Source organism: Pseudomonas cichorii, from assembly GCF_003700275.1.
Classification (GTDB): domain Bacteria; phylum Pseudomonadota; class Gammaproteobacteria; order Pseudomonadales; family Pseudomonadaceae; genus Aquipseudomonas; species Aquipseudomonas cichorii_B.
On record NZ_RBRE01000001.1, the window covers coordinates 46,156 to 72,467 of the forward strand.

A 26,312-nucleotide genomic window follows, 5' to 3' on the forward strand; every position below is an offset into this window, starting at 1 on the left:
GCATTGCGGGCCACTGCAAATCGTCCCTGATACCGCCAGGACGACTGTTCATTCAATCCAGTGTTACCAGACTCGGCTGACCAAGGTTGGCCGATCTGACACTATCCTGCAATTGCTGGGCTTCACCCTGCGTGTCTATCGGCCCCATCCGGACCCGATAGAGCGTCTGTTGATTGCGGGCTATCGAACTCACGAAAACCGGAGCCCGAACCATCCCGCTCAGCTTCGACCTCAGGAGCTCTGCAGCGTCCGGATTCGCGAAGGCTCCGACCTGGAGAAACAGCCCAGAGGCTTGTCCTGAAGCGTTTTTTTTTGCGTCAACCTGCAAGGGTACGGCAGGTGCGGCATGTTGCTGCGGCGGCGGTGTATATTGCTCGACCGTTCCGGTGGAGGTCGAGAGTGCCGGCGCAGTTGCCTGAGCGACAGTCTGTGGCTGGTCGAGCGCCAGGGGTGCCGGACGGCCACGCTGTGCCCACCATTCCTGCGGATCGATCCCTTCGACCTTGACCCGCGCAGTGCCGGACTCGGCATAACCGAGCTTCTTGGCTGCCGCATAGGACAGGTCGATGATCCGGTCGGAATAGAACGGACCGCGGTCGTTGACGCGCAGAATCACGGTACGGTTATTGTCCAGGTTGGTCACCCGCACATAACTGGGCAGCGGCAGGGTCTTGTGCGCGGCGCTCATGCCATACAGGTCATAGACCTCGCCATTGGCGGTGTTCTGGCCATGAAACTTGGTGCCGTACCAGGAAGCCGTACCCGAGGCGACATAGCGCCTGGATTCGCTCATCGGGAAATAGGTCTTGCCCAGCACGGTATAAGGGTTGGCCTTGTAGGCGCCGGTGTGGACGGTTGGCGTGGCATCGGGAATGCGCGAGACGTCGACATCCCACCAGGGAGCACCGTCCTTGTGTGCGCGGTTGATGTCCAGGCCTGGCGTCGAGCGTACGACCGGACCGCCCTGCGATGAGGGCGTACGCGAAGTCGACGAGCAACTTGCCATGAGCAATGCCAGCCCCGCATAAGCCAGCAATTTCAAAGGTGTATGAATCGGCAATGGCCGCATTACTTAACGCCTCGAGCTTGAACCAACGATTCAGACAGCTGATACACGGCCATGGCGTACATCACACTGCGGTTATAACGGGTGATTGCATAAAAGTTATTCAACCCCAGCCAGTATTCGGCCCCCTGCTCGCCTTCAAGACGAAATGCAGTGACCGGCAGATCATCGCGCAGCGCATCATGACTTGCCCAGCCCAGACCTCGCAACTCCCCGACCGACATGACCGGATCCAGGCCGGGGCTCAAGCCTTCATCGACCCGACTGCCGCGCGCCGAAGCCTGGCTGACTACACGCTGCCCGGCAACCCAGCCATGGCGCTTGAAGTAGCTGGCGACACTGCCGATGGCATCGTCCGGATCGGTCCAGATGTTGATATGGCCGTCACCGTCGAAATCCACGGCATAGGCCCGGAAGCTGCTCGGCATGAACTGCGGCAGGCCCATCGCACCGGCGTAGGAACCCTTGAGGGTCAATGGATCGAGTTGCTGCTCACGCGCCAGCAGCAGGAATTCGCGCAGTTCCTTGCGGAAAAACGGCGCACGCGGAGGATAGTCGAAGCCCAGCGTCGACAGGGCATCGATCACCCGGTAGTTGCCGGTATTACGGCCAAAGAAGGTTTCCACACCGATGATCGCAACGATGATCTGCGCCGGCACGCCATATTCCTGCTCGGCCCGGGCCAGCGCCGCCTCATGCTGACGCCAGAAATCGACGCCACGGGCGATGCGGGCATCGGTAATGAACATCGGGCGATATTCTTTCCATTGCTTGACCCGTTCGGCCGGGCGGGAAATGGCGTCGAGAATCGCCTGCTTGCGCTCGACCTCGCGGAACACACTCATCAACTGCTCGCCGGCAAAACCGTGGTCGCGAGTCATTTCACCGACAAATTCAGCCACTTGAGGAGAACCCTCGTAGTCGCCGGCAAAAGCCTCTTGAACGGTTCCAAGAATGCTCACCAGACCGACCACCGGAGCATATCGAGCCCAGTTGCGCACTACCTGCATTGAATTATTCACCTTAATCAAACCTGAGCGATCCATTTACGATGTGTATGGATCGACATCAAAACCCCAAACGCTGACAGCAGCGTCACGAGCGAAGTTCCGCCATAGCTAATGAATGGCAGCGGTACGCCTACAACCGGCAACAGGCCACTGACCATACCGATGTTGACGAAAACATAAACAAAAAACGTCATGGTCAACGCCCCGGCCAACAACTTGCCGAACAGGGTCTGTGCCTGTGCGGTAATGACCAGACCGCGCCCGATCAACAACAGATAGATCACCAGCAGCGCACAGATGCCTACCAGCCCGAACTCCTCGCCCAGTACGGCGATGATGAAGTCGGTATGGCTTTCCGGCAGGAAGTCCAGGTGCGACTGGGTGCCGAGCAGCCAGCCCTTGCCGAATACACCGCCCGAACCGATGGCCGCCTTGGACTGGATGATGTTCCAGCCGGTGCCCAGTGGATCGCTTTCGGGATCGAGGAAGGTCAGCACCCGCTGCTTCTGGTAGTCGTGCATGAAGAAGAACCACATCGCTACCGCAGCCGGTACGGCCGCCGCCAGTACGCTGATGATCCAGCGCCAGCGCAGCCCGGCCATGAACAGCACGAAAGCGCCCGAGGCCAGGATCAGCAGCGAGGTGCCCAGGTCAGGCTGGCGCACGATCAGGACAAAAGGTACGCCGATCAACGCCAGGCTTACCGCCACATGCTTGAGCTGCGGCGGCAGGGTGCGCTTGGACAGATACCAGGCGATGGTCGCCGGCATGATGATTTTCAGGAACTCCGAGGGCTGGAAGCGGATGACCCCCGGAATGTTGATCCAGCGGGTCGCGCCCATGGCGTTGTGGCCCATCACATCCACGACCACCAGCAGCAGCACGCCCATGACGTACATGACCGGCACCCAGCGCGCCATGAAGCGCGGCTCGAACTGGGCAATGATCAGCATGGCCGTCAAGCCGATACCAAAGGAGCTGGCCTGCTTGATCAGCAGGTCCCAGTTCTTGCCACTGGCCGAATAGAGGACGAACAGGCTGCCCGCCGCCAGAGTCAGCAGCAGGATCAGCAACGGGCCATCGATGTGAATGCGCTGCAGAAATGTCGCGCGACGGCGCATCACATCTTCACTGGAAAGGATGCGGTCGAAATTACTCTTCACGGGCCGCAGCCTCCGGATTCAATGAATCGGCATACTCAGGCTTGAGCACGCCATTCTGGTCGAGCAGCCAGGCATCCATGACCTGACGAACCACGGGCGCCGCAACGCCAGAGCCGGACTCGCCGTTCTCTACCATCACGGAAACGACTATCTTGGGGTTGTCAGCCGGGGCGAAGCCGACGAACAGGGCGTGGTCACGATGGCGCTCCTGAACCTTGGTGCGGTCGTACTTTTCGCCCTGCTTGATCGCCACGACCTGAGCGGTACCGCTTTTCCCGGCAATCCGGTATTGCGCACCGATGGACGCCTTGCGCGCCGTACCGCGGGCGCCGTGCATCACTTCCTGCATACCATGGTTGACCCGCGCCCAGTTGGCCGGATCGCGCAGGATGATGTCCGGCATCGGGTTCTCGTCCACCGGAGCCTTGCCTTCGATGCTCTTGGCCAGGTGCGGACGGTTCCACTTGCCTTTGTTGGCCACCAGCGCAGTGGCCTGCGCCAGTTGCAGCGGCGTGGCCTGCATATAGCCCTGGCCGATCCCGAGAATCAGCGTCTCGCCAGGGAACCATGCCTGACGCCGGGTCGCCCGCTTCCAGTCCCGGGACGGCATCAGGCCGGGAGATTCCTCGAACATGTCCAGGGAGACTTTCTGCCCCAGACCGAATTTGTTCATGTAGCTGGACAGCCGATCGATCCCGAGTTTGTGCGCCAGATCGTAGAAGTAGGTGTCATTTGAACGCATGATCGCCACATCCAGATCGACCCAGCCATCGCCGGTACGGTTCCAGTTGCGGTATTTATGGTCATAGTTGGGCAATTGGTAGTAACCGGGGTCGAACACCCTCGAACCTGGAGTCACTACCCCTGCATCCAGTCCGGCAATGGCGACGGCCGGCTTGATGGTCGAACCCGGCGGATAAAGGCCGCGCAGAATACGGTTGAACAGTGGCCGGTCAATGGAATCGCGCAGCTCGGCGTAAGCCTTGAAGCTGATGCCGGTGACGAACAGGTTCGGATCGAAACTCGGTGCACTGACCATCGCCAGCACCTCACCGGTCCGCGGATCCAGCGCCACGACAGCGCCACGACGACCGCCCAGAGCGGCTTCGGCGGCTTCCTGAAGATTGATGTCCAGGCTCAGGACGATGTCCTTGCCGGGAATCGGGTCGGTACGCTTGAGCACCCGCAGGACACGGCCACGGGCGTTGGTTTCGACTTCTTCGTAGCCGACCTGACCATGCAGTTCGTCTTCGTAGAAGCGTTCGATACCGGTCTTGCCGATATGGTGCGTGCCGCTGTAATTGACCGGATCGAGACCCTTGAGCTCTTTCTCGTTGATCCGCCCCATGTAACCGACCGAGTGCGCAAAGTGCGCGCCCTGCGGATAGTGACGAACCAGTTGCGCTACCACTTCGACGCCGGGCAGGCGGAACTGGTTTACGGCGATCAGGGCAATCTGCTCTTCGGTCAGCTCGAACAGGATCGGCACCGGCTCGAATGGCCGCCGCCCCTGTTTCATGCGCTTTTCAAAGATGATGCGGTCATCCGGAGTGAGCTGCAGCACGTCGACGATGGTGTCGAGCACCTTCGACCAGTCGCCGGAACGCTCGCGGGTCACGCTGAGGCTGAAGCTTGGCCGGTTATCGGCAATCACCACACCGTTGCGGTCGAAGATCAGGCCGCGGCTCGGAGGAATCGGCTGGACGTGAACCCGGTTGTTTTCCGAAAGCGTGGAGTGATAGTCGTACTGAATGACCTGCAGCAAATACAGGCGCGCAATCAGGACGCACACCAGCAACATAATGGCCACTGCCCCGAACACGACCCTGCTGCGCACCAGACGTGCGTCTTTTTCATGGTCTTTTAGGCGGATCGGCTGAGGCATCTAGGGCGTGTTCACAGTAAAGGCAATGCTACTTGTGATAAGGGTGCCCGGACAGAACTGTCCAGGCGCGATAGATCTGCTCACCGATCAGGATCCGCACCAACGGGTGCGGCAAGGTCAGTGGTGACAACGACCAACGCTGCTCGCTACGCGCACAAACCTCTGGAGCAAGGCCTTCGGGCCCTCCGACCATGAGATTTACCGTGCGCGAATCGAGACGCCAGCGATCCAGCTCGCTGGCCAGTTGCTCGGTACTCCAGGGCTTGCCCTGCACTTCAAGCGTGACGATCCGCTCGCCCGGTTGCACCTTGGCCAGCATGGCTTCGCCTTCCTGACGGATCAGGCGCGCCACATCGGCATTCTTGCCACGGGTATTGAGCGGAATTTCCACGAGTTCAAGCGCCAGTTCGGAAGGAAGACGCTTGGCGTACTCGTGCCAACCCTCTTCCACCCACTTGGGCATACGCGAACCAACGGCGATCAGACGCAAGCGCACAGCGATGCCTTATTCGTGGCCCGGAGTGTGGTGCGCAGCGCTTGCTGCACGGCTCTGCTCGGCACCTTGCCACAGACGCTCGAGGTCATAGAACTGACGGGCCGCAGCGGTCATCACGTGAACCACGACATCGCCCAGGTCCAGCAGAACCCAGTCGCTGTCGCCCTTGCCTTCTTCGCTCAGCGGCATCAGGCCGGCAGCCTTGACCTTCTCGCGAACGTTATCGACCAGCGCGTTGAGCTGGCGGTTGGAGGTACCGGTGCAGATCAGCATGTAATCGGCAATGCTGGTCTTGTCGCGCACGTCGATGGACAGGATATCCGAGCCCTTGACGTCTTCCAGTGCAGCCGTTGCCAGTGCCACGACTTCTTCACTACTCATTTTTTGCTTTGTCATAAAAAACTCATTCAGCTCATATGTGTGGAAACGCTCAAACGCTTATCCATGAAAGCAGTTTCAGAGCGTCCCATCAGTGTTCGGCGCACAGTACAGTCCGTGCACATCGATATAGGCCAGTACCGCGTCTGGCACCAGAAAACGTACCGTCTTGCCGCTGGCCAGCAGTTGACGGATCTGGGTGGCAGACACCGACAACGGCGTCTGCCAGACGAATGTAATTTGTCCACCCGGCCCTTTCAGGGCCTTGGGATCGCTGACCGCACGGGCCGCCAGCAGGTTGCGCAGTGCATCCGGCGACTCGCTGTCCGCGTCCGGGCGTTGCAGCACCACAATATGGCAGTGCTCCAGCAGTTCTTCCCATCGATACCAGGTGGGCAGCCCGCAAAAGGCGTCCCAGCCCAGCAACAGAAACAACTGGTCCTCTGCGGCCAGTTCGGCGCGCATCGATTCCAGAGTGTCGATGGTGTACGACGGTCTGTCCCGTTGCAGCTCACGGTCATCCACCGTCAAGGGTGACACACCGGCCACCGCGCAGCGAACCATCGCCAGACGGTCCTGTGCAGTGACACTCGGCATGTCGCGATGCGGAGGCCTGGCGCTGGGCGTCAGGCGCAACTCATCGAGTTCAAGCAGCTCGGCCACTTCCAGTGCGCCGCGCAAATGACCGATATGTACCGGGTCGAACGTTCCCCCCAGCATGCCGATACGCCTGGGCAAGGCTGCTACGGGCTCGCTCAACTCAGACAGGCTCCTGGCCGCGCAACTGACCGTCGCCGATCACGATGTACTTCTCGCAGGTCAGGCCTTCCAGCCCGACCGGGCCACGGGCGTGCAGCTTATCAGTAGAAATGCCGATTTCGGCACCCAGACCGTACTCGAAACCGTCCGCGAAGCAGGTTGGAGCGTTGATCATCACCGAGCTGGAGTCCACTTCCGCCATGAAGCGGCGAATCTGACCCTGCTGCTCGGAAACGATGGCGTCGCTGTGATGCGAGCCATAGTGATTGATATGTTCGATGGCTTCGTCCAGCCCGGCCACCACGCGAATCGACAGGATCGCTGCCAGATACTCGGTGTGCCAGTCTTCTTCGGTCGCCGGGATCGCGTCGATCAGTTCGCGGGTCCGCTCGCAGCCACGCAATTCAACGCCCTTTTCATGAAAACGGGCGGCCATTGCAGGCAGAAACTCGGCAGCCACGGCCTGATCCACCAGCAGGGTTTCCATCGAGCCGCAGATGCCATAACGGTAAGTCTTGGCATTGAAGGCAATGTTCTGTGCCTTGGGCAAATCGGCGTCGGCAGCGACATACACGTGGCAGATACCGTCCAGGTGCTTGATGACCGGCACCCGGGCATCGCGGCTGACACGCTCGACCAGCCCCTTGCCGCCACGTGGCACGATGACGTCCACGTACTCGGGCATGGTGATCAGCGCGCCCACGGCATCGCGATCGGTGGTTTCGACGACTTGCACAACACCGGAAGGCAGCCCGGACTCGGCCAGGCCACGCTGGATGCAGGCGGCCACGGCACGGTTGGAGTTGATCGCCTCGGAGCCACCGCGCAGGATGGTCGCATTGCCCGACTTCAGGCACAGGCTCGCGGCATCGATGGTCACGTTCGGACGCGACTCGTAGATGATTCCGACCACACCCAGCGGCACGCGCATCTTGCCGACCTGAATACCCGAAGGCCGATAACTCATGTCGCGGATCGCGCCGACCGGGTCAGGCAGACTGGCAACCTGACGCAACCCGACGATCATGCTGTCGATACGTGCGGGGGTCAGGGCCAGGCGTTCGAGCATGGCGGGAGCCAGTCCATTGGCGCGACCGGCGTTCAGGTCAAGCTCGTTGGCAGCGGACAACTCGGCGCGGGCTTCATCGAGAGCGGCGGCAATGGCCTGCAGGGCGCGGTTTTTCTGCGCAGTGCTGGCACGACCGATCACTCGCGAAGCTTCGCGGGCGGCGCGACCCAGGCGGGTCATATAGTCAAGAACGGACTCAGTCATGGTCTCAGAGGTCTTGGCAGAGAGGAAAGCGGCCGATTATAGCTGTCACGCCGCACGAACGACAGCGCAGACAGGCGGATGGTCGATAACAGTGCGAAAACGGGTGGAACGGCTTCCATTTCACCCCCAGGAAGCTTCCTACAGTGAAAGTTTGCCGATAAGCCGGGATTTTTGTCATTTCCCGAAACAACAAAGTTGTCCTTCAAGGTACATTCAGATGCAATTAAGGCAGTGCTTGTTATGATCTGCGCCCTCTTACTTGATGTATCCGCCTATGCCCGTTGCTCTTGCCGACAGCTTTTTCAATCGAGATGCCCAGCTCCTGGCCCGCGATCTTCTGGGCAAGGTGATTCGGCACAAGGTCGGCGACCTGTGGCTGGCAGCACGCATCATTGAAACCGAAGCCTATTACTGCGCCGACAAGGGCAGCCATGCTTCACTGGGCTACACCGAGAAGCGCAAGGCGCTGTTTCTCGATGGCGGGCATATCTACATGTATTACGCCCGTGGTGGAGACTCGCTGAATTTCAGCGCCGAAGGGCCGGGCAATGCGGTACTGATCAAGTCCGGTTTTGCCTGGGTCGATGCTCTCAGCGATGCCAACGCCCTGGCGCAGATGCAACTGAACAACCCCGATGCCAGCGGTGCCTTTCGCGCCCCTGAACGCCTGTGCGCAGGCCAAACCCTGCTGTGCAAGGCGCTGGGCCTGAAAGTGCCGGTGTGGGACGCCAAGCGCTTCGATCCGCAGAAACTGCTGGTCGAGGACGTGGGCCAGACACCAGAACTGATCATTCAAACCACACGCCTGGGTATCCCCCATGGCCGCGACGAACATCTGATGTACCGCTTCGTCGATGCCCAATACGCGCGCTTCTGCACGCGGAACCCACTCCGACGCGGTCAGGTCGAAGGCCGCGACTACTTTCTTATCCCTCAAGGAAACTGATCCATGGGCGAACTGCTCGATGGCATTACTGGCTGGTTGACCGCGAACCCGGCCTGGGTGGCGATAGCGATATTCGTGGTGGCATTCATCGAGTGTGTTGCCATTGCCGGGATCGTCGTGCCAGGCACCGTGTTGATGTTCGCCATCGCAGCGCTGGCCGGCAGCGGCATCCTGCCGCTGAGCGAAGTGTTGCTGCTGGGCTTTCTGGGTGGCCTGCTGGGCGATGCCGTGTCGTACTTCGTCGGCAGGCGCTTTCACCAGAACATCCGCCGCTTGCCCGGCCTGCGTCAGCACCCGGAATGGCTGACAGGCGCTGAAACCTATTTCCATCGCTACGGTATCGCCAGCCTGCTGGTTGGCCGTTTCATCGGCCCTCTGCGACCAATGCTGCCGATGATTGCCGGCATGTTCGATATGCCGTTCCCGCGCTTTGCCGCCGTCAGCATAATTGCAGCCGCTGGCTGGTCGATCGTTTATCTGATGCCGGGCTGGGCTGCGGGCGCGGCGATTCGCCTGCCGCTGCCGGAAGGATTCTGGCCGGAAGCCGCATTCGTCGGGGCAGGCCTGGCCATTCTGTTCGGACTGAGCATTCAAAGCAGCCTGCGCAAACAACGCCATGCCACCAAGGTGATTGCCGCGCTGAGCGTGCTGATGCTCGCGGCCTTGCTGATCGGCTGGCCATACCTGAACCATTTCGATCAGGGCCTGATGACTCTGGTGCAGGAACATCGCAGCGCCACCGCGCAGAATATCGTCCTGCTGGTCACCAGCATTGGCGACTTCAAGGCGCAGTTGCTGGCTGCGGCACTGCTGATCATCGTATTGCTGATCGCCAGACAATGGCGCCACGCCGCTTTTGCCCTTGCCACGACACTGGGTACAGCCGTGGCGAACGGCACACTCAAGGCGTTTTTTGGCCGTGTGCGCCCGGACGTTCTGCTCGACCCGCTCACCACCTACAGCATGCCCAGCGGCCATAGTTCGGCGGCATTTGCGCTGTTCATGTCCCTGGCGGTGCTGGCCGGACGCGGACAGCCGATTCGCCTGCGCCTGACCTGGCTGTTGCTGGGTGGCGTTCCGGCACTGGCGATTGCCTTGTCACGGGTGTATCTGGGCGTCCACTGGCCAACCGATATTCTGGCCGGGATGATGCTGGCGTTCTGTATCTGCGCCGCAAGCCTGACCCTGATCCAGCACAAGACACCGCTGCCAGCCATGTCGGCAAAAGTATGGTGGCTGATCGTGCCGGCCATTACCGGCCTGCTGGGCATTTTCGCGGTCAACGCCCTGGCGCATGCGACGTTGCGGTATCAGTATTGAGGGGCAGTTCGGACTGAGGGAGGCAGCTTGCTGGCGACTTAACCGTTGTCGCCAGCAAGCTGCCTCTCACAACACTTGGCGAAAAGGTCAGGCCTGCAAGTCGCCCTGCATTTCATCGAGCAATTCCTGAATGGCGTCCAGGCGCTCTTCAGGATCGTCGATTTCCAGCAATTCGATCTTGTCCTGTTCGGTGAACGGCAGCAGGTAAGCCAACTGATTGGCCAGCGATTGCTGACCACTGGCCTCAAGCCCCATGTTCAGGGACGCGACCATCGGATGCTCGCCCAGCGCTTCGAGCAAGGCGACCAGATCGGCATCCTCTTCCTGCAACGGCCTTTCCTGCTGTTCGTCCAGCCACTCGATATCGGCCAGCAGCAACTGGTCGCGCTGCACGGTGGCATCGATGACCCGAAAGCGCCGCCCGCCGACCACGCGAATCCCCAACAGGCCGTTGTCCTGCTGCTGGAAATCGGTAACCAGCGCCTCGCAGCCGATCAACGAATAGCCCTCAGGCGCAATGCCGACCTCGCTGCCGTGGGTGATACACACCACGCCGAAGCCTTCGCCTTGCTTCATGCAGCGACTCACCATGTCCAGATAGCGCGCCTCGAACAATTGCAGGTCGAGCACGCATCCGGGGAACAGGACAGCATTGAGCGGAAACAGCGGCAACGTCATAAATAAGTACCCTTAAACGGCCAAAGACACGGCCAACGGCAGAAACAATGCGGTTGCCACGCCCATCAGGCTCATTGCCAGCGCAGCAAAAGCCCCCGCCTCCTCACCTTCCTGCAAGGCCAGGGAGGTTCCCACCGCATGCGCGGTCAACCCCAGCGCCATGCCACGTGCCGCATGGTTATTCACACGCGCCAGTGACAGCAGACCGGGACCGAAAATGGCACCGAATACGCCGGTGATCAAGACAAACACCGCCGCCAGCGCCGCCACGCCCCCGATTTGCTCGGCCACCAGCATGGCAATAGGCGAGGTTACCGACTTGGGCGCCATGGTCATCAGAATCATGTGATCGGCACCCAGCAACCAGCCCAGCGACAAGCAAAGGCCGGTAGCGAAAACACCACCAATCACCAGCGTAGTTAAGGTTGGCCACAACAACTGCCGAATCCGCCGCAGATTCAGATAAAGCGGCACCGCCAGTGCGACCGTGGCCGGCCCCAGCAGAATGCCCAGAATCTCGGTGCTGGTGCGGTATTCGCGGTAATCCAGGCCACAGGTGAACAGGATGCCGATCACCACGACCATCGAGACCAGCACCGGCTGCAGGAACAGCCAGCGGGTTTTCTCATAGGCGGCCATCGCCAGCTGATAGGCGCCCAGGGTGATGGCGATGCCGAACAACGGGTGATGAATCACCGACATCCAGGCCCCGTGCCAATCCAGATTCATGAGCGCTCCTGACGGCGTGCCTGACGCTCGATGAGTTTCTGCATCAGCCAGCCGACGAAGGTCAGGGAAATGATCAGCGACAGGAACAGGGTGCCAAAGATTGCCCAGAAGTCCTGGGCGATGGCCGAGGCATAGACCATCACACCCACGGCGGGCGGCACCAGCAACAGGGGCAGATAGCGCAGCAGGCTACTGGCTGCCACGCTGACCGGCTCGCTCACCTCGCCACGCCAGATCAGGTAGGCGATCAGCAACACCAGGCCAATGATCGGCCCCGGCAATATCGACAAGAACAGATGATTGAGCGCCGTCCCGAGCAATTGGAACAGCACCAGCCATGTCAGACCCCGTAGCAGCATGGGAACTCCAGAAAGTAAACGACCCGGCGAATTCACGGCGCCATTATAAACATGCCGCGAGCGCTGCTATGGACAGGTATTCGCATACACGGAGTCACTTGACCAACCGACCAGCCTCTGCTGATCTTGTCACTCGCCCTTGCAGGCAATGTCTGCAACGGTTGTGGGCACCTGGCTGTAAAACCGAAAGATCAAGGAGAGAATGACATGCCTTTTGTACCTGCTGCAGAGCTCAAGAACTACGTTGGCAAGGAACTGGGACGTTCCGAATGGCTGACCATCGACCAGGAGCGCATTAATCTGTTCGCTGAAGCCACCGGCGACTTCCAGTTCATCCATGTCGACCCGGTCAAGGCTGCACAGACGCCTTTCGGCAGCACCATCGCCCACGGGCTGCTGTCACTTTCACTGATCCCGAAACTGATGGGCGATCTGCTGGTGATGCCCGAAGGCCTGAAGATGGTGGTCAACTATGGCCTGGACAGCGTGCGTTTCGTGCAGCCGGTGAAAGTCGATTCACGGGTCCGGCTGAAAGTGGAACTGACCGAAGTCACCGAGAAAAAACCGGGCCAATGGCTGCTCAAGGCCACGACTACCCTGGAAATCGAAGGCCAGGAAAAACCGGCCTTTGTCGCTGAACCTTTGTCGCTGTGCTTTGTGTAAAACGTATGAAACACGAAACAGTCGTAACAGACTGTTTCGCCCCTCTTACTCGCTGCGGCATACTCCCTCCTCACTGATCAGTGACAACCACATCTGCTCAAGCAGAGTCACGGAATAACTCTCTTGGGATCTTAAATGCGCGCGCTTGCTCCTCTGGCTCTGACTCTCCTGCTCGCTGGCTGCGGCGACAGCGAATCCCTGTTGCCTCCCGATGGCCTGCTGGCCGATGGCGGACGCTACCGCGGCGATCTGGTCAATGGCCGGATGCAGGGCGAAGGCCGTATCGACTATCCGAATGGCAGTTGGTACGCGGGCCAGTTCGAGAATGGTCAGCGCCATGGCCGGGGCGAATGGCATGCCAGCAACGGCGACATCTACAAAGGCCAGTTCGAGAACGGTCTGTTTCATGGCCAGGGCAAGCTGACCACCGGCAGCGGCAGTTACGTTGGCGGTTTCAAGCTCGGACGGCGCGACGGCGAAGGTACCTGGCAGGAAAAAGGCCTGCTCTATCGCGGCCACTTCAAGGCCGGCCAATACGACGGGCCAGGCCGCATGGAGCTGGAAGACGGCAGCCAGTTTCAGGGCCAGTTCGCCCAGGGCAAGCCCAACGGCGAAGGCGTGCGCACCGATGCCAGCGGCAATCAGTTCAGCGGCCAGTTCGTCAACGCCCAGCTTCAAGGCAGCGGCAGTTTTGCCAGCGCCGATGGCGATCACTATATCGGCAGCTTCCGCAACAACCAGCTGGACGGCAAGGGCCGCTACGAGAACAGCGACGGCGATGTCTGGAGCGGCCAGTTCAAGGCAGGCGCGCTGACCGGCAAGGGCGAACTGATCGGTTCGGACGGCAGTCGCTATCAAGGCCAGTTCAGCAACTGGCAATTCTCCGGCGAAGGTCATCTGCAACTGGCCGATGGCAGCCGCTACGACGGCCAGTTCGCCAATGACACCTATCAAGGCCCCGGCGTGCTGATTTCTGCAGACGGCACCGAACAACGCGGCATCTGGGCCAACGGCCAGCGGGTGCGCGATGCTCAGGGCATATTGCTGCCCGATCCACTGGAAGCCGGCCTGCTCGCCCTGGGTTCTTTGCTGGACAAAGCCCTGGCCGCGGTGCCTGCCTCGACATCCGGCGTAGAACTCTACAGTCTGGTGGTGGCCGGCGACGGCAAGCAAAGCGTGTTCATGCGCGAAGCCGATTACGTCAGCAACCTGCTGGCCTCGCGCTTCGGCGCGCTGGGGCAAATCAGTCTGGTCAATCATCGCGACCACTTGATCGACCGCCCGCTGGCGACCCGGGAAAGCATCAGCCGCGCCGCCCAGACGCTGGCGCAGCGTAGCGGCCCGGAAGATCTGGTGTTCATTTACCTGACCAGCCATGGCACTCAGGACCACCAACTGGTGCTCGACCAGCCACGCCTGTCACTGGCCGACCTGCCTGCCGATGCCCTGGCTGCCGCGCTGGCACCGCTGAAAAACCGTGACAAGATCATTGTGATTTCTTCCTGTTATTCCGGTGGTTTCATACCGGATCTCAAAGACGAGCGAACCCTGGTCATGACCGCCTCGCGGGCCGATCGCGTATCGTTCGGTTGCTCGGAAGAAGCTGACTTCACCTACTTCGGTGATGCACTATTTGCCAGGGCGCTGGTCGAAACCGATGACCTGCAACAAGCATTCAACGAGGCAAAAGCGTACGTCGCGCAACGTGAAATCGAGGATGATTTCGAGGCTTCGGAACCACAGATCTGGGCACCCAAGGGGGTCATTGCCCGCTGGCAACTGCTCCGCAGAAATCAGGCAGAACGAGCGCTGAATACGACGTTGAATCGCAAGGAAGCGAAGACCGCCACTAGCCGCTAGGCTATTCAGTATCAAGGGAGAAACACTATGTACTTGACGCCGCAACACATCCTGCTTGCAGGGGCAACCGGACTCACGGGCGAACACTTGCTGGATCGCCTGCTCAATGAACCGACCGTCAGCCGTGTGCTGGCGCCCACCCGCCGCACATTGGCCGCCCATTCCCGTCTGGAAAATCCGGTGGGCGAACTGGTCAGCCTGCTGCCCACCCTGGGCGGCAAAGTGGATATCGCCTTCTGCTGCCTGGGCACCACTATCAAGCAGGCGGGCTCGCAGGAAGCCTTTCGCGCAATCGATCTGGATCTGGTGCTGGCCGTGAGTGAACGTGCCCGCGAACTGGGTGCGCGGCACTTTCTGGTAATCAGCGCCATCGGTGCCGACGCCCGCTCCAGCGTGTTCTACAACCGCACCAAGGGGCAGATGGAAGAAGCGCTCAGGGCGCAGGACTGGCCACAACTGACCATCGCCCGCCCGGCCCTGCTGGTGGGCAACCGCCCGGAAACCCGCTGGGCCGAACAGCTCGCGGCTCCGATTGCCAAGCTTATTCCCGGCAAGTACGGCGCCATCGAAGCCTGCAGCCTGGCCCGCGCAATGTGGCGGCTGGCGCTGGAAGAGCAGGACGGCGTGCGGGTTGTGGAGTCGGATGAGTTGCGCAAGTTGGGGAAATAATAGTCGGGCTTTTCGCGAACGAATTCGCTCCCACAGAGCGTTTTCAACCGCCAAGCTTCAATTACAAACCGCCCTGCGCCTGAAACCCCACGCCCAATGCGGTCAACAACGACAACGGCAGCAACAGGGTATCGAGCAAGGCGCTGGCCGGCAGATCCAGACCCGGATAGGCCGGTGCTTCGGCGCCGAACCGGTCTTTCTCGCAGCAACCGCCCTGCATCGCATACAGATCAAGGCGCGTACCGGCATACACCACAGGCGCACCCGGCTGGGCCGCGTTCAGCGTCCTGGCCGTGGCGCAGCCGGTCAGCAGCAGCGCGAGTGCGATCAGCAAGAGTTTATTCATCGCTTCCCAGGTGATGCTCACCCCAGCGCGGCAACATGTCCTGCGGGATGTTCAGCAAGTTGAGAATCCGCGCGACCACGAAGTCCACCAGATCGTCGATGGTCTGCGGCTGATGATAGAAGCCCGGCGAAGCGGGCAGGATCACCGCGCCCATGTTCGACAGCTTGAGCATGTTTTCCAGATGAATGCTGGAAAACGGCGCCTCACGCGGCACCAGAATCAACTGCCGACGCTCCTTGAGGGTGACATCTGCAGCCCGCTCGATCAGATTGTTGCAAGCGCCACTGGCAATTGCCGACAGCGATCCAGTGGAACACGGCACTACGACCATCGCGCTGGGCGAACCGGAGCCCGAAGCCACCGGCGACATCCAGTCGTCGCGGCCGTAGACACGAATCTGCCCGGCCGTCGCGCCGGTGTACTCGGTCAGAAAAGCCTGCATCATCGCCGGCTTGGGCGGCAGCCTTACATCGGTTTCAGTCGCCATTACCAATTGCGCGGCCTTGGAAATCAGGAAGTGCACTTCCCGATCTTCACGCACCAGACAATCCAGCAGGCGCAAGCCGTACTGGGCGCCCGAGGCGCCGGTCATGGCCAGGGTGATGCGCTCGGGGCCACTCATTTCAGGGCCTCGGCCAGTTTGCCGTGCAGGCCGCCAAAGCCGCCGTTGCTCATGATGACCACGTGGGTACCGGGCTGCGCCTGGCTTTTGACCCGGGCAATGATCCCGTCGAGGGAGTCGCTGACAATCGCCGGCACCTTACATTGCGCGGCCGTCGCCCCCAGATCCCAACCCAGATTGGCCGGTGCGTACCAAACCACCTGATCGGCCTGCTGGACACTTTCAGGCAAGCCATCGCGGTGTGCGCCGAGCTTCATGGAGTTGGAGCGCGGTTCGATGATGGCTATGACCGGCGCATCGCCGACCTTCTTGCGCAAGCCATCGAGCGTGGTCGCGATTGCAGTTGGATGGTGCGCGAAGTCGTCATAAATGGTGATGCCGCGAACTTCGGCAACCTTCTCCATCCGCCGTTTGACGCTCTTGAAGGCACTCAGCGCGTCGACACCCTGCGCAGGCACCACGCCGACATGCCGTGCGGCAGCCAGGGTCGCCAGCGCGTTGGCAACGTTGTGCTGGCCGGTCATGTCCCACTCGACCACACCCTGCGGCTGGCCGTCGAACAGCACTTCAAAACGCGAGCCGTCTTCACTCAACAGCCGCGCCTGCCACTGGCCGTTCTGCCCGGTGGTTTGTACCGGCGTCCAGCAGCCCATTTCGACCACCCGCTGCAGGGCAGGCTCGGTGGTCGGGTGAATCACCAGGCCTTCACTCGGGATGGTGCGCACCAGATGGTGGAACTGCCGCTCGATGGCCGGCAGGTCCGGGAAGATATCCGCATGATCGAACTCGAGGTTATTGAGGATCGCGGTGCGCGGGCGGTAGTGGACGAACTTGGAGCGCTTGTCGAAGAAGGCGCTGTCGTACTCGTCAGCCTCGACCACGAAGAACGGCGTACCGCCCAGACGGGCCGACACCGCGAAGTTCTGCGGAATGCCGCCGATCAGGAAGCCGGGGCTCATGCCCGCATGCTCCAGCACCCAGGCCAGCATGCTGCTGGTGGTGGTCTTGCCGTGGGTACCGGCCACAGCCAGCACCCAGCGGCCTTGCAACACATGGTCAGCCAGCCACTGCGGGCCGGAAACATAAGGCAAACCTTTATTGAGCACATACTCGACGGCCGGGTTACCGCGCGACAGCGCATTACCGATCACCACCAGGTCCGGGACCGGCTCGAATTGCGCAGGGTCATAGCCCTGAGTCAACTCGATACCCTGAGCTTCCAGTTGCGTGCTCATTGGCGGGTAGACGTTGGCGTCGGAGCCTGTGACGCGATGCCCCAACTCTTTGGCGAGTACCGCCAGCGAGCCCATGAACGTGCCGCAGATACCAAGGATATGAATATGCATGATGACCTCTTATAACATCCGCGCAGGTTAGCTCAGGACCGCTGAAATGGCACCCGGTGTTTGTCCCCGAAGGCGAAAGCCTACGCCTAAAGTTCATGCCCGCTGTCGGGATAAATGGCCTAATCTTGCTACTCTTCTCTGCCAGACGTTTGACCACGCTGAACTCCCCACAACAAGAATCAGGAGACTTCACCATGCGTTACGCACATCCGGGTACCGAAGGCGCCATCATCAACTTCAAGGAGCGCTACGGTAACTACATCGGCGGCGAATTTGTCGCGCCGGTCAAAGGCCAGTATTTCACCAACACCTCGCCCATCACCGGCAAACCCATTGCAGAATTCCCCCGCTCCACTGCCGAAGATATCGACAAGGCGCTGGATGCCGCTCATGCCGCCGCGCCAGCCTGGGGCACGACCTCGGTGCAGGAGCGTTCGCTGACCCTGCTGAAGATCGCCGACCGCATCGAAGCCAACCTCGAAAAGCTGGCGATTACCGAAACCTGGGACAACGGCAAGGCGATTCGTGAAACCCTGAACGCCGATATTCCGCTGGCAGCCGATCACTTCCGCTACTTCGCAGGCGTACTGCGTGCGCAGGAAGGCAGCGCGGCGGAAATCGACGGCAATACCGTGGCGTACCACATCCACGAACCACTGGGCGTGGTCGGTCAGATCATCCCGTGGAACTTCCCGATCCTGATGGCCGCCTGGAAACTCGCTCCGGCACTGGCCGCCGGCAACTGCATCGTGCTCAAGCCCGCCGAGCAGACCCCGCTAGGCATCAGCGTGCTGATCGAGCTGATCGGTGATCTGCTGCCAGCCGGCGTGCTGAACATCGTGCAAGGCTATGGCCGCGAAGCCGGCGAAGCGCTGGCCAGCAGCAAGCGTATTGCCAAAATTGCCTTTACCGGTTCCACTCCCGTGGGGTCGCACATCATGAAACTGGCGGCGGACAACATCATTCCGTCCACCGTGGAACTGGGCGGCAAGTCGCCGAACATCTTCTTTGAAGACATCATGAGCGCCGAGCCGGAGTTCATCGAGAAAGCCGCCGAAGGAGTGGTGCTGGCGTTCTTCAACCAGGGCGAGGTCTGCACCTGCCCTTCCCGCGCCCTGGTTCAGGAATCCATCTATCCGCAGTTCATGGAAGCGGTGATGAAGAAAGTCCTGAAGATCAAACGTGGCGATCCGCTGGACACCGATACCATGGTCGGCGCCCAGGCGTCGCAACAACAGTTCGACAAGATTCTCTCGTACCTCGAAATCGCCCAGTCCGAGGGCGCGGAACTGCTGACCGGCGGCAAGGTGGAAAAACTGGAAGGCGATCTGGCCACCGGTTACTACATCCAGCCGACACTGCTCAAAGGCAACAACAAGATGCGCGTGTTCCAGGAAGAAATCTTCGGTCCGGTGGTCAGCGTCACGACCTTCAAGGACGAAGCCGAAGCCCTGGCCATCGCCAACGACACCGAGTTCGGCCTGGGTGCCGGCGTATGGACGCGCGACATCAACCGCGCCTATCGCGTAGGCCGGGCAATCAAGGCCGGTCGCGTATGGACCAACTGCTACCACCTGTACCCGGCGCATGCGGCGTTCGGTGGTTATAAAAAATCCGGTGTTGGTCGCGAAACCCACAAGATCGCGCTGGAGCATTACCAACAGACCAAGAACCTGTTGGTGAGTTATGACATCAATCCGCTGGGCTTCTTCTGATTGATTGTTCGCGAATGAATTCGCTCCTACGGTGGGAGAAGATTCACCCATCCTGTGGGAGCGGATTTATCCGCGAACAGCGCACCAACGCCGAGCATTCCTCCAAATCCCGGCGCCCCACCTTGAAGCAACACCCGTCAATACCTTTCGCTACACCCCGCAAATTCGCACTTCCATTCACTATGGAGTATTAATTGCTTACATCGCTTCCCACAGTCGTTTGAACCGGGACGTCACCGGTTTGAGCGAAAGACTACGTCCGACGCCAGCGGCGGGACGTCATGGAGAATCTGTATGGCAAGCTTTTCCCAGGCTGTCGGTGCGCAGACGTACCGCTTCGACAGTCTCAAGGACGTCATGGCAAAGGCCAGTCCTGCACGTTCCGGCGACTTTCTGGCTGGCGTTGCCGCGCAGAACGATGCTGAACGGGTCGCGGCGCAGATGGCTTTGGCCGACATTCCTCTCAAGCACTTCCTTGAAGAAGCGCTGATCCCCTACGAACAAGACGAAGTCACCCGCCTGATCATTGACACCCATGACCTGGCAGCCTTCGCGCCCGTCAGCCATCTGACCGTGGGCGGTTTCCGTGACTGGTTGCTCAGCGACAAGGCCGACGAAGCCAGCCTGCGCGCCCTGGCGCCCGGCCTGACGCCGGAGATGGCCGCAGCGGTCTCGAAAATCATGCGTGTGCAGGATCTGGTGCTGGTGGCACAGAAGATTCGCGTCGTGACGCGCTTTCGCAACACCGTCGGTCTGCGCGGACGCCTGTCGACCCGGCTGCAACCCAATCACCCGACCGACGAACCTGCCGGGATTGCCGCCAGCGTGCTCGACGGCTTGCTGTACGGCAATGGCGACGCCATGATCGGCATCAACCCGGCCACCGACAGCACCTCGTCGATCATCGCACTGCTGGAAATGCTCGATGCGATCATCCAGCGCTATGACATTCCCACCCAGTCCTGCGTGCTGACCCATGTCACCACGTCGATTGAAGTTATAAATCGCGGCGTACCCGTCGACCTGGTCTTTCAATCCATCACCGGTACCGAAGCCGCCAACGCCAGTTTCGGGATCAACCTGAAGCTGCTGCAGGAAGGCTATGAAGCGGGCCTGAGCCTCAATCGCGGCACCCTCGGACAGAACCTGATGTATTTCGAGACCGGCCAGGGCAGCGCCCTGTCGGCCAACGCCCACCATGGCGTCGATCAACAGACCTGCGAAACCCGCGCCTACGCCGTGGCCCGGCATTTCAAGCCGTTTCTGGTCAATACCGTGGTCGGCTTCATCGGTCCGGAATACCTGTACAACGGCAAGCAGATCATCCGCGCCGGCCTGGAAGATCACTTCTGCGGCAAGCTGCTGGGCGTGCCCATGGGCTGCGATATCTGCTACACCAATCACGCCGAAGCCGATCAGGACGACATGGACACGCTGCTGACCCTGCTGGGCGTGGCCGGGATCAACTTCATCATGGGCATTCCCGGTTCGGACGACATCATGCTCAATTACCAGACCACGTCTTTCCATGATGCGCTGTATGCGCGACAAAGCCTGGGCTTGCGTCCGGCGCCGGAATACGAAGCCTGGCTGGAAAGAATGGGCATCTTCACCCAGGCCGATGGCCATGTGCGCTTCGGCGACAACCTGCCACCGGCGTTTCGCCATGCTCTGGCGCATCTGGCATGAGTGAACCATCCATGACCGACGACACCTTGCCCAACCCATGGCTGGAATTGCGCCGCCTGACGCCCGCCCGCATTGCTCTGGGCCGTACCGGCACCAGCCTGCCGACCAACGCGCAACTGGACTTCCAACTGGCCCACGCCCAGGCCCGCGACGCCGTGCATCTGCCGTTCGATCATGCGGGATTGAGCGCGCAACTGGCGGAAAAAGGCCGGGAAACCCTGCTATTGCACAGCGCCGCCGACGACCGCCACAGTTATCTACAGCGCCCGGACCTGGGCCGTCGCCTGAACGAGGACTCGGCGCAACAATTGAGGGATTACGCAACGGCGCATGCTGGCGGCGTCGATCTGGCAGTTGTGGTCGCCGATGGCCTGTCATCGCTGGCCGTTCATCGCCATACCGTGCCGTTTCTGGCGCGCATGGAGGAACTGGCGCTTGCCGAAGGCTGGAGCCTGTCGCCCGTGGTGCTCGTAGAGCAAGGCCGCGTCGCGATTGCCGATGAAATTGGCGAGCTGCTCGGCGCAAAGATGGTGGTGATCCTGATTGGCGAACGCCCTGGCCTGAGCTCTCCGGACAGCCTGGGTCTATATTTTACCTATGCACCCAGGGTTGGCCTGAACGACGCGCATCGCAACTGCATCTCGAATGTGCGCCTTGAAGGCCTGAGTTACTCAATGGCGGCGCACCGTCTGCTTTATCTGATGCGTGAAGCCTGCCGGCGACAGGTGTCGGGAGTGAATCTCAAGGATGAAGCAGAGTTGAAGACTGTGGAATCGGACGCTGCAGCCGATAACAAGGGTAACTTCCTGCTCGCCGGCCCGGTTGACCCGCATTAGATTGCGCTTTCTAAAGCCAGTCGGCAGCATCGGACCGTCGCCCGAGAACACTGCATTCGCCCATAGTGAAGTTGAGGCCCAATCATGCGGATCATTAAAGCAACCCTTGAACATCTGGACCTGCTCTGCCCGCTGTTCGTCAAATACCGCGAGTTCTATGGCGAACTGCCTTTTCCGGACTCGTCACGAGACTTTCTGGAAAAACGCCTGCGCCGCGATGAGTCAGTGATCTACCTGGCCCTGGCCAAGGATGACGACACCAAAGTGCTGGGTTTCTGCCAGCTCTACCCCAGTTTCTCGTCGCTGTCGCTCAAGCGCGTGTGGATTCTCAACGACATCTACGTGGCCGAAGACTCCCGCCGCCAACTGGTCGCCGACCATCTGATGAAGCATGCCAAACAGATGGCCCGGGAAACCCATGCCGTGCGCATGCGCGTGTCCACCAGCAGCGACAATGAAGTTGCGCACAAGGTCTATGAATCCATCGGGTTCAAGGAAGATACCCAGTTCAAGAACTACGTACTGCCGATCAACTGATTCCTGCGTCTTTATCTTCGCGACTGAAGTCGCTCCTACGGTGGGAGCGACTTCATTCGCGAAGAACCCCGTGCCATGTTTATCCCTCTATAATGCCGCGCGTACCGCACAGTAGTTTCTTCCGCACGCGCCCTGTACCAAGGGTATGGCCTCAGGTAACCCAATGGATTTCAACCCCCTCGACCTCATCCTGCATCTCGATGTGTATCTCGACATGCTGGTCACCAATTACGGCACCTGGATCTACGCGATCCTGTTTCTGGTGATCTTCTGTGAAACCGGGCTGGTCATCATGCCGTTCCTGCCGGGGGACTCGCTGCTGTTCATCGCCGGCGCCGTGGCTGCCGGTGGCGGCATGGACCCGGTTCTGCTGGCCGGTCTGCTGATGCTGGCCGCCATCCTGGGCGACAGCACCAACTACATCATCGGACGCACTGCTGGCGAAAAACTGTTCAGCAACCCGAACTCGAAGGTCTTCCGACGCGATTACCTGCTGCGCACCCACCAGTTCTATGACCGCCATGGCGGCAAGACCGTAACGCTGGCGCGCTTCCTGCCGATCATTCGCACCTTCGCACCATTCGTAGCGGGCGTTGGCAGGATGAACTACCTGCGCTTTCTCGGCTTCAGCGTGTTGGGTTCGATCCTGTGGGTCGGCAGCCTGGTGACGCTGGGCGTCTATTTCGGCAACGTGCCGTTCATCAAGCAGAATCTGACCCTGCTGGTGCTGGTGATCATTCTGATCTCACTGCTGCCCATGATCGTCGGCCTGATACGCAGCCATATGGACCGCTCGGTGGACGCTCGCTGAAGCATGTGGTCTTTCAGCAACTGGCGCAGGCAGCGCACGCTGGCTAAAAACCCTGTCGCACCCGAGCTCTGGCAACAGGTGCGCCAGCGGTTGCCGATTCTCGACGGTTTGAGCGATGCACAGGATCAAGCCCTGCGCGAGGCTTGCGTACTGTTCCTGCACGCCAAGCACCTGACCGCGCTGCCGGGCGTTGAACTGGATGAAGAACAACGCCTGTTCCTCGCCGCTCAGGCCCAGTTGCCGTTGCTCAACCTCGAAGACCTAAACTGGTATCAGGGCTTTCATGAAATCGTCCTGTACCCCGATGACTTCATCAGTCCGCAACGGCACCGCGACGCCAGCGGTATCGAGCATGAGTGGGATGGCGAGCACAGTGGCGAAGCCTGGCAACAAGGCCCGGTAATCCTGGCCTGGCCGGGCGTACAGTCCAGCGGCAACTGGGATGCCTACAACCTCGTGATCCACGAACTGGCGCACAAGCTCGACATGCTCAACTGCGACGCCAACGGCCTGCCGCCACTGCATGGCGACATGCGCATCAGCGAATGGGCCAGAGTAATGCAAGGCGCCTACGACGACCTCAACCGGCAACTGGACAGCGATCCGGACGTCGAAACCGTCATCGATCCCTACGCCGCCGAAGACCCTGCCGAATTCTTCGCCGTGACCAGCGAATACTTCTTCAGCGCGCCCGACCTGCTGCACGACACCTATCCCGAAGTCTATGAGCAACTGAAGGCCTTTTACCGCCAGGACACCCTGGCGCGGCTACAGGCCCTGCAAAAGGGCGACAAGGCCTATCAAAGCCCGCGCTGATCCACGTGGTACGTGTCAACACCCGCAGAATATGCCTATAATCCGGCCCACTTTTTGGCGTTCGCGCCATTCTCTGTCTGGTTAACTACGGGGGCAAAACCCAATGAGCTACAGCAAGATTCCGGCTGGTAAAGACCTGCCGAACGACATCTACGTCGCTATCGAAATCCCGGCCAACCACGCGCCGATCAAATACGAAATCGACAAAGAATCCGATTGCCTGTTCGTTGACCGTTTCATGGCCACCCCAATGTTCTACCCGGCCAACTACGGCTTCATCCCCAACACCCTGGCCGACGACGGTGACCCCCTCGACGTGCTGGTCGTGACTCCTTACCCGGTTGCTCCTGGTTCCGTGATCCGTGCCCGTCCGGTCGGCATCCTGAACATGACCGACGATGGCGGCGGCGATGCCAAGGTTATCGCTGTACCACACGACAAGCTGTCCCAGCTGTACGTCGACGTGAAAGAGTACACCGACCTGCCAGCCCTGCTGCTGGAGCAGATCAAGCACTTCTTCGAGAACTACAAGGATCTCGAAAAAGGCAAATGGGTGAAGATCGAAGGCTGGGGCAATGCTGATGCAGCCCGCGCCGAGATCCTGAAATCGGTTGAAGCCTACAAAGGCTGATCACCCGGTTCGCCGTTTCGGAACACCTGACCGGGTGTTCCGAAAACCCTCTGCAACACGCTTCACCCTCCCCCGCACAGATTCCTTCCAGCACAAGATCGCCACGGCCCGCACGTGCGAACTTTATTCGTGCCGCGTATTCAATCCGGATAAACAAACGTATAAAAATACATTCGCCATACAAAACCAATTAAACAAACCGTGAACACCCGCACAGCCGATTCAACGTAAAACGCGATGTTTATTATAAAAATCCGTATTGCGGAACATGCCTACATGCCGTCTGTTAGCGCTGTAGTCTGCTCACCACCAGCAATAAGGGAACACCCGTATTTGAACACCTCGTTTATTTAAACGGGTTCGCGCCCGCCGTAAACTTCGCTCCATGAATACATCAGGTGATCGACTACGCATCCTCCTGCGGGAGTGCCATCTTTCTGCGACGGATTTTGCAGCCAACCGCAAAGTCACGCCCCAGCATGTGAACAACTGGTTCAAACGCGGCGTGCCCATGGCGCGGCTGGAAGAGGTGGCTGAACTACTGACCGTCAACGCCCGCTGGCTACGCACGGGCGAAGGCCCCAAACACCCGACCGACTCCGCCAACGAGAACAATGGCGGCGACACCCCGATTACGCTTCACCAAGGACGAAGCCTGCTGCGCGGCGATGTGGAAATTCAGATCTACAAGGAAATCGAATCCACCAACAGCATCGGCAAGACCGTGCTGGCCGAAGCGCCAGGGCAAAAAATACGCTTGCCCATGCACGTGCTGCAAACCATGAACATCGACCCCAAGAACACCATGTGCGTCGCCATGATCGGCAACAGCATGGCCGACAAGATCCAGGACGGCTCGCTGCTGGGCGTCAACCGCGACCTGACCCAAGTCATCGACGGCGAAATGTACGCCCTCGAACACGGCGGCATCCTGCGCGTGCGCTACCTCTACCGCCTACCCAACGGCGGCCTGCGCCTGCGCAGCCACAACAACAGCGAATACCCCGACGAACTCTTCAGCGCCGAAGAAATCGAGCGGGAAAACATCCGCATCCTGGGCTGGATATTCTGGTGGTCGACCCTCAACAGCCGCCGCAACGCCATGCTCCTGCGCTGAACAGACGCTTCCACGGTATGAGAAAGTGTTTCAAGACTGGGCATCGACACAAAACATCAGTATCCTGTTGCCACTATTCGGCCAAGACCGCTACCCGCGGCCCTGGCCACAGCAAGGCGAACGATGTGTTTGCGTTGTTACCTATTTAGCGTTCCTTGAGGACGCACCTGTTGAAGGCGATTGCGGTTTACCAAAAATAAACCAAGACCGTCCCCGAGAAGCCGGCCACAAGCCGGCTTTTTATTGTCTGGTGGAAAGTCAGTCAGCGATTCCAAAGCGCCTGAGTCGGGTTATCAAAGCCCTGAGATCTGCTTTTCAGACTGACGCTCTTTCATGCGTATGTCCACATCCCTGGGCACAAATACCCTGAAGTCCCCATCTTGAGATAATTCCAAATCAGATTTATCCGGGTTGCCGGACCATCAAACGCCACACCTACGTGAAAACCATCCACAACACCCGCTATCAAGCCCTGCTCCAGCTTTTGCTAGAGGCACGCGAAGCAGCCGGTCTGACTCAAAAAGAACTGGCAACCCGACTCGGCCGCCCACAATCCTTTATCTCGAAAACCGAGTGAGCTGGTCTAATGACC

27 protein-coding genes and 1 pseudogene are annotated in these 26,312 nt (G+C 60.0%); 14 read left to right on the plus strand and 14 right to left on the minus strand.

Going from position 1 to position 26,312, the window contains the following annotated elements:
- Positions 1-52 precede the first annotated feature (52 nt).
- From ALQ04_RS00215 to ALQ04_RS00250, 8 genes are read right to left on the minus strand one after another with little or no spacing between them, the layout of a single operon-like run.
- Positions 53-1,069, minus strand: coding sequence for a septal ring lytic transglycosylase RlpA family protein (locus ALQ04_RS00215; protein WP_122313663.1), 1,017 nt, complete (start codon positions 1,067-1,069; stop codon positions 53-55).
- Entirely contained in the window at positions 1,069-2,076 is a 1,008-nt protein-coding gene (gene mltB / locus ALQ04_RS00220; protein ID WP_122313664.1) for a lytic murein transglycosylase B, read from the minus strand. Before mltB ends, ALQ04_RS00215 begins: the two co-directional genes overlap by 1 nt.
- Positions 2,077-2,093: 17 nt before the next feature.
- Complete coding sequence (gene rodA, locus ALQ04_RS00225; protein WP_183142066.1) at positions 2,094-3,197, minus strand: rod shape-determining protein RodA; 1,104 nt, start codon at positions 3,195-3,197, stop codon at positions 2,094-2,096.
- Positions 3,198-3,228: 31 nt separating this feature from the next.
- Positions 3,229-5,124 carry a penicillin-binding protein 2 gene (mrdA, locus tag ALQ04_RS00230; RefSeq protein WP_122313666.1) on the minus strand — a complete coding sequence of 632 codons (1,896 nt, stop codon included), beginning with the start codon at positions 5,122-5,124 and terminating at the stop codon, positions 3,229-3,231.
- Positions 5,125-5,152: 28 nt separating this feature from the next.
- Positions 5,153-5,620, minus strand: a complete 468-nt coding sequence (rlmH, locus tag ALQ04_RS00235) for a 23S rRNA (pseudouridine(1915)-N(3))-methyltransferase RlmH (RefSeq protein ID WP_025261972.1) — start codon at positions 5,618-5,620, stop codon at positions 5,153-5,155.
- Positions 5,621-5,629: 9 nt separating this feature from the next.
- Positions 5,630-6,016, minus strand: a complete 387-nt coding sequence (rsfS, locus tag ALQ04_RS00240) for a ribosome silencing factor (RefSeq protein WP_122313667.1) — start codon at positions 6,014-6,016, stop codon at positions 5,630-5,632.
- 60 nt (positions 6,017-6,076) lie between these two features.
- Positions 6,077-6,736 (minus strand): nicotinate-nucleotide adenylyltransferase, encoded by a 660-nt coding sequence (gene nadD / locus ALQ04_RS00245; RefSeq protein ID WP_183142067.1) that lies wholly within the window; start codon positions 6,734-6,736, stop codon positions 6,077-6,079.
- A gap of 22 nt (positions 6,737-6,758) precedes the next feature.
- Positions 6,759-8,030 carry a glutamate-5-semialdehyde dehydrogenase gene (locus ALQ04_RS00250; protein WP_122313668.1) on the minus strand — a complete coding sequence of 424 codons (1,272 nt, stop codon included), beginning with the start codon at positions 8,028-8,030 and terminating at the stop codon, positions 6,759-6,761.
- A gap of 274 nt (positions 8,031-8,304) precedes the next feature.
- Here ALQ04_RS00250 and ALQ04_RS00255 point away from each other — a divergent pair, with 274 nt between their 5' ends.
- The gene (locus tag ALQ04_RS00255; RefSeq protein ID WP_122313669.1) at positions 8,305-8,976 is read left to right on the plus strand and encodes a DNA-3-methyladenine glycosylase; all 672 of its coding nucleotides are present in this window, start codon (positions 8,305-8,307) and stop codon (positions 8,974-8,976) included.
- A 3-nt stretch (positions 8,977-8,979) separates the two neighbouring features.
- Positions 8,980-10,296, plus strand: a complete 1,317-nt coding sequence (locus ALQ04_RS00260) for a bifunctional DedA family/phosphatase PAP2 family protein (protein ID WP_122313670.1) — start codon at positions 8,980-8,982, stop codon at positions 10,294-10,296.
- 87 nt (positions 10,297-10,383) lie between these two features.
- Here the strand turns inward: ALQ04_RS00260 and ALQ04_RS00265 are convergent, their stop codons facing one another.
- The 3 genes from ALQ04_RS00265 to ALQ04_RS00275 are packed head-to-tail and all read right to left on the minus strand — an operon-like array spanning position 10,384 to position 12,062.
- The gene (locus ALQ04_RS00265) at positions 10,384-10,974 is read right to left on the minus strand and encodes an LON peptidase substrate-binding domain-containing protein (protein ID WP_122313671.1); all 591 of its coding nucleotides are present in this window, start codon (positions 10,972-10,974) and stop codon (positions 10,384-10,386) included.
- 12 nt (positions 10,975-10,986) lie between these two features.
- Positions 10,987-11,703 (minus strand): LrgB family protein, encoded by a 717-nt coding sequence (locus ALQ04_RS00270; protein WP_122313672.1) that lies wholly within the window; start codon positions 11,701-11,703, stop codon positions 10,987-10,989.
- Entirely contained in the window at positions 11,700-12,062 is a 363-nt protein-coding gene (locus ALQ04_RS00275; RefSeq protein ID WP_122313673.1) for a CidA/LrgA family protein, read from the minus strand. Before ALQ04_RS00275 ends, ALQ04_RS00270 begins: the two co-directional genes overlap by 4 nt.
- Positions 12,063-12,269: 207 nt before the next feature.
- Between ALQ04_RS00275 and ALQ04_RS00280 the strand changes: the two genes are divergently transcribed.
- From ALQ04_RS00280 to ALQ04_RS00290, 3 genes are all read left to right on the plus strand, one after another.
- The gene (locus tag ALQ04_RS00280; protein WP_122313674.1) at positions 12,270-12,725 is read left to right on the plus strand and encodes a MaoC family dehydratase; all 456 of its coding nucleotides are present in this window, start codon (positions 12,270-12,272) and stop codon (positions 12,723-12,725) included.
- A gap of 135 nt (positions 12,726-12,860) precedes the next feature.
- Positions 12,861-14,585 carry a C13 family peptidase gene (locus tag ALQ04_RS00285; RefSeq protein ID WP_122313675.1) on the plus strand — a complete coding sequence of 575 codons (1,725 nt, stop codon included), beginning with the start codon at positions 12,861-12,863 and terminating at the stop codon, positions 14,583-14,585.
- Positions 14,586-14,612: 27 nt separating this feature from the next.
- Positions 14,613-15,254 carry an oxidoreductase gene (locus tag ALQ04_RS00290; protein ID WP_122313676.1) on the plus strand — a complete coding sequence of 214 codons (642 nt, stop codon included), beginning with the start codon at positions 14,613-14,615 and terminating at the stop codon, positions 15,252-15,254.
- A 61-nt stretch (positions 15,255-15,315) separates the two neighbouring features.
- Here the strand turns inward: ALQ04_RS00290 and ALQ04_RS00295 are convergent, their stop codons facing one another.
- The 3 genes from ALQ04_RS00295 to mpl are packed head-to-tail and all read right to left on the minus strand — an operon-like array spanning position 15,316 to position 17,568.
- The gene (locus tag ALQ04_RS00295) at positions 15,316-15,600 is read right to left on the minus strand and encodes a YceK/YidQ family lipoprotein (RefSeq protein WP_122313690.1); all 285 of its coding nucleotides are present in this window, start codon (positions 15,598-15,600) and stop codon (positions 15,316-15,318) included.
- Complete coding sequence (ubiX, locus tag ALQ04_RS00300) at positions 15,593-16,222, minus strand: flavin prenyltransferase UbiX (protein WP_122313677.1); 630 nt, start codon at positions 16,220-16,222, stop codon at positions 15,593-15,595. The genes ALQ04_RS00295 and ubiX overlap by 8 nt, the downstream gene beginning before the upstream one ends.
- The gene (mpl, locus tag ALQ04_RS00305) at positions 16,219-17,568 is read right to left on the minus strand and encodes a UDP-N-acetylmuramate:L-alanyl-gamma-D-glutamyl-meso-diaminopimelate ligase (RefSeq protein ID WP_122313678.1); all 1,350 of its coding nucleotides are present in this window, start codon (positions 17,566-17,568) and stop codon (positions 16,219-16,221) included. The genes ubiX and mpl overlap by 4 nt, the downstream gene beginning before the upstream one ends.
- Before the next feature lie 194 nt (positions 17,569-17,762).
- Between mpl and ALQ04_RS00310 the strand changes: the two genes are divergently transcribed.
- From ALQ04_RS00310 to ALQ04_RS00355, 9 genes and pseudogenes are all read left to right on the plus strand, one after another.
- Entirely contained in the window at positions 17,763-19,283 is a 1,521-nt protein-coding gene (locus ALQ04_RS00310) for an aldehyde dehydrogenase family protein (RefSeq protein ID WP_122313679.1), read from the plus strand.
- 294 nt (positions 19,284-19,577) lie between these two features.
- A complete protein-coding gene (locus ALQ04_RS00315) occupies positions 19,578-20,972 on the plus strand; it encodes an ethanolamine ammonia-lyase subunit EutB (RefSeq protein ID WP_122313680.1) in 1,395 nt (464 codons plus the stop codon).
- Complete coding sequence (gene eutC / locus ALQ04_RS00320) at positions 20,969-21,808, plus strand: ethanolamine ammonia-lyase subunit EutC (protein WP_122313681.1); 840 nt, start codon at positions 20,969-20,971, stop codon at positions 21,806-21,808. Before ALQ04_RS00315 ends, eutC begins: the two co-directional genes overlap by 4 nt.
- An 84-nt stretch (positions 21,809-21,892) precedes the next feature.
- Entirely contained in the window at positions 21,893-22,345 is a 453-nt protein-coding gene (locus ALQ04_RS00325; RefSeq protein ID WP_122313682.1) for a GNAT family N-acetyltransferase, read from the plus strand.
- A gap of 163 nt (positions 22,346-22,508) precedes the next feature.
- Positions 22,509-23,156 (plus strand): DedA family protein, encoded by a 648-nt coding sequence (locus tag ALQ04_RS00330; RefSeq protein ID WP_122313683.1) that lies wholly within the window; start codon positions 22,509-22,511, stop codon positions 23,154-23,156.
- A gap of 3 nt (positions 23,157-23,159) precedes the next feature.
- Positions 23,160-23,972 carry a zinc-dependent peptidase gene (locus ALQ04_RS00335; RefSeq protein ID WP_122313684.1) on the plus strand — a complete coding sequence of 271 codons (813 nt, stop codon included), beginning with the start codon at positions 23,160-23,162 and terminating at the stop codon, positions 23,970-23,972.
- Positions 23,973-24,075: 103 nt separating this feature from the next.
- A complete protein-coding gene (gene ppa, locus ALQ04_RS00340) occupies positions 24,076-24,603 on the plus strand; it encodes an inorganic diphosphatase (protein ID WP_025261994.1) in 528 nt (175 codons plus the stop codon).
- Positions 24,604-24,988: 385 nt separating this feature from the next.
- Complete coding sequence (locus tag ALQ04_RS00345; RefSeq protein WP_025261995.1) at positions 24,989-25,720, plus strand: XRE family transcriptional regulator; 732 nt, start codon at positions 24,989-24,991, stop codon at positions 25,718-25,720.
- A 439-nt stretch (positions 25,721-26,159) separates the two neighbouring features.
- Positions 26,160-26,294: pseudogene (locus ALQ04_RS00355) on the plus strand (helix-turn-helix domain-containing protein); the annotation flags it as partial.
- Positions 26,295-26,312 lie beyond the last annotated feature (18 nt).

Excerpts from the sequence above, each read along its gene's own strand:
- ALQ04_RS00325 (WP_122313682.1), top strand. The coding sequence starts at position 21,893 with ATGCGGATCATTAAAGCAACCCTTGAACATCTGGACCTGCTCTGCCCG.
- rodA (WP_183142066.1), bottom strand. The coding sequence starts at position 3,197 with ATGCGCCGTCGCGCGACATTTCTGCAGCGCATTCACATCGATGGCCCG.
- mltB (WP_122313664.1), bottom strand. The coding sequence starts at position 2,076 with ATGCAGGTAGTGCGCAACTGGGCTCGATATGCTCCGGTGGTCGGTCTG.
- ALQ04_RS00310 (WP_122313679.1), top strand. The coding sequence starts at position 17,763 with ATGCGTTACGCACATCCGGGTACCGAAGGCGCCATCATCAACTTCAAG.
- mrdA (WP_122313666.1), bottom strand. The coding sequence starts at position 5,124 with ATGCCTCAGCCGATCCGCCTAAAAGACCATGAAAAAGACGCACGTCTG.
- ALQ04_RS00255 (WP_122313669.1), top strand. The coding sequence starts at position 8,305 with ATGCCCGTTGCTCTTGCCGACAGCTTTTTCAATCGAGATGCCCAGCTC.
- ALQ04_RS00330 (WP_122313683.1), top strand. The coding sequence starts at position 22,509 with ATGGATTTCAACCCCCTCGACCTCATCCTGCATCTCGATGTGTATCTC.
- ALQ04_RS00335 (WP_122313684.1), top strand. The coding sequence starts at position 23,160 with ATGTGGTCTTTCAGCAACTGGCGCAGGCAGCGCACGCTGGCTAAAAAC.
- rsfS (WP_122313667.1), bottom strand. The coding sequence starts at position 6,016 with ATGACAAAGCAAAAAATGAGTAGTGAAGAAGTCGTGGCACTGGCAACG.
- ALQ04_RS00345 (WP_025261995.1), top strand. The coding sequence starts at position 24,989 with ATGAATACATCAGGTGATCGACTACGCATCCTCCTGCGGGAGTGCCAT.
- ALQ04_RS00260 (WP_122313670.1), top strand. The coding sequence starts at position 8,980 with ATGGGCGAACTGCTCGATGGCATTACTGGCTGGTTGACCGCGAACCCG.
- ALQ04_RS00315 (WP_122313680.1), top strand. The coding sequence starts at position 19,578 with ATGGCAAGCTTTTCCCAGGCTGTCGGTGCGCAGACGTACCGCTTCGAC.
- ALQ04_RS00265 (WP_122313671.1), bottom strand. The coding sequence starts at position 10,974 with ATGACGTTGCCGCTGTTTCCGCTCAATGCTGTCCTGTTCCCCGGATGC.
- ALQ04_RS00270 (WP_122313672.1), bottom strand. The coding sequence starts at position 11,703 with ATGAATCTGGATTGGCACGGGGCCTGGATGTCGGTGATTCATCACCCG.
- ALQ04_RS00280 (WP_122313674.1), top strand. The coding sequence starts at position 12,270 with ATGCCTTTTGTACCTGCTGCAGAGCTCAAGAACTACGTTGGCAAGGAA.
- ALQ04_RS00290 (WP_122313676.1), top strand. The coding sequence starts at position 14,613 with ATGTACTTGACGCCGCAACACATCCTGCTTGCAGGGGCAACCGGACTC.
- ALQ04_RS00285 (WP_122313675.1), top strand. The coding sequence starts at position 12,861 with ATGCGCGCGCTTGCTCCTCTGGCTCTGACTCTCCTGCTCGCTGGCTGC.
- ALQ04_RS00250 (WP_122313668.1), bottom strand. The coding sequence starts at position 8,030 with ATGACTGAGTCCGTTCTTGACTATATGACCCGCCTGGGTCGCGCCGCC.
- ALQ04_RS00295 (WP_122313690.1), bottom strand. The coding sequence starts at position 15,600 with ATGAATAAACTCTTGCTGATCGCACTCGCGCTGCTGCTGACCGGCTGC.
- ubiX (WP_122313677.1), bottom strand. The coding sequence starts at position 16,222 with ATGAGTGGCCCCGAGCGCATCACCCTGGCCATGACCGGCGCCTCGGGC.
- mpl (WP_122313678.1), bottom strand. The coding sequence starts at position 17,568 with ATGCATATTCATATCCTTGGTATCTGCGGCACGTTCATGGGCTCGCTG.
- ALQ04_RS00215 (WP_122313663.1), bottom strand. The coding sequence starts at position 1,069 with ATGCGGCCATTGCCGATTCATACACCTTTGAAATTGCTGGCTTATGCG.
- eutC (WP_122313681.1), top strand. The coding sequence starts at position 20,969 with ATGAGTGAACCATCCATGACCGACGACACCTTGCCCAACCCATGGCTG.
- ppa (WP_025261994.1), top strand. The coding sequence starts at position 24,076 with ATGAGCTACAGCAAGATTCCGGCTGGTAAAGACCTGCCGAACGACATC.
- ALQ04_RS00275 (WP_122313673.1), bottom strand. The coding sequence starts at position 12,062 with ATGCTGCTACGGGGTCTGACATGGCTGGTGCTGTTCCAATTGCTCGGG.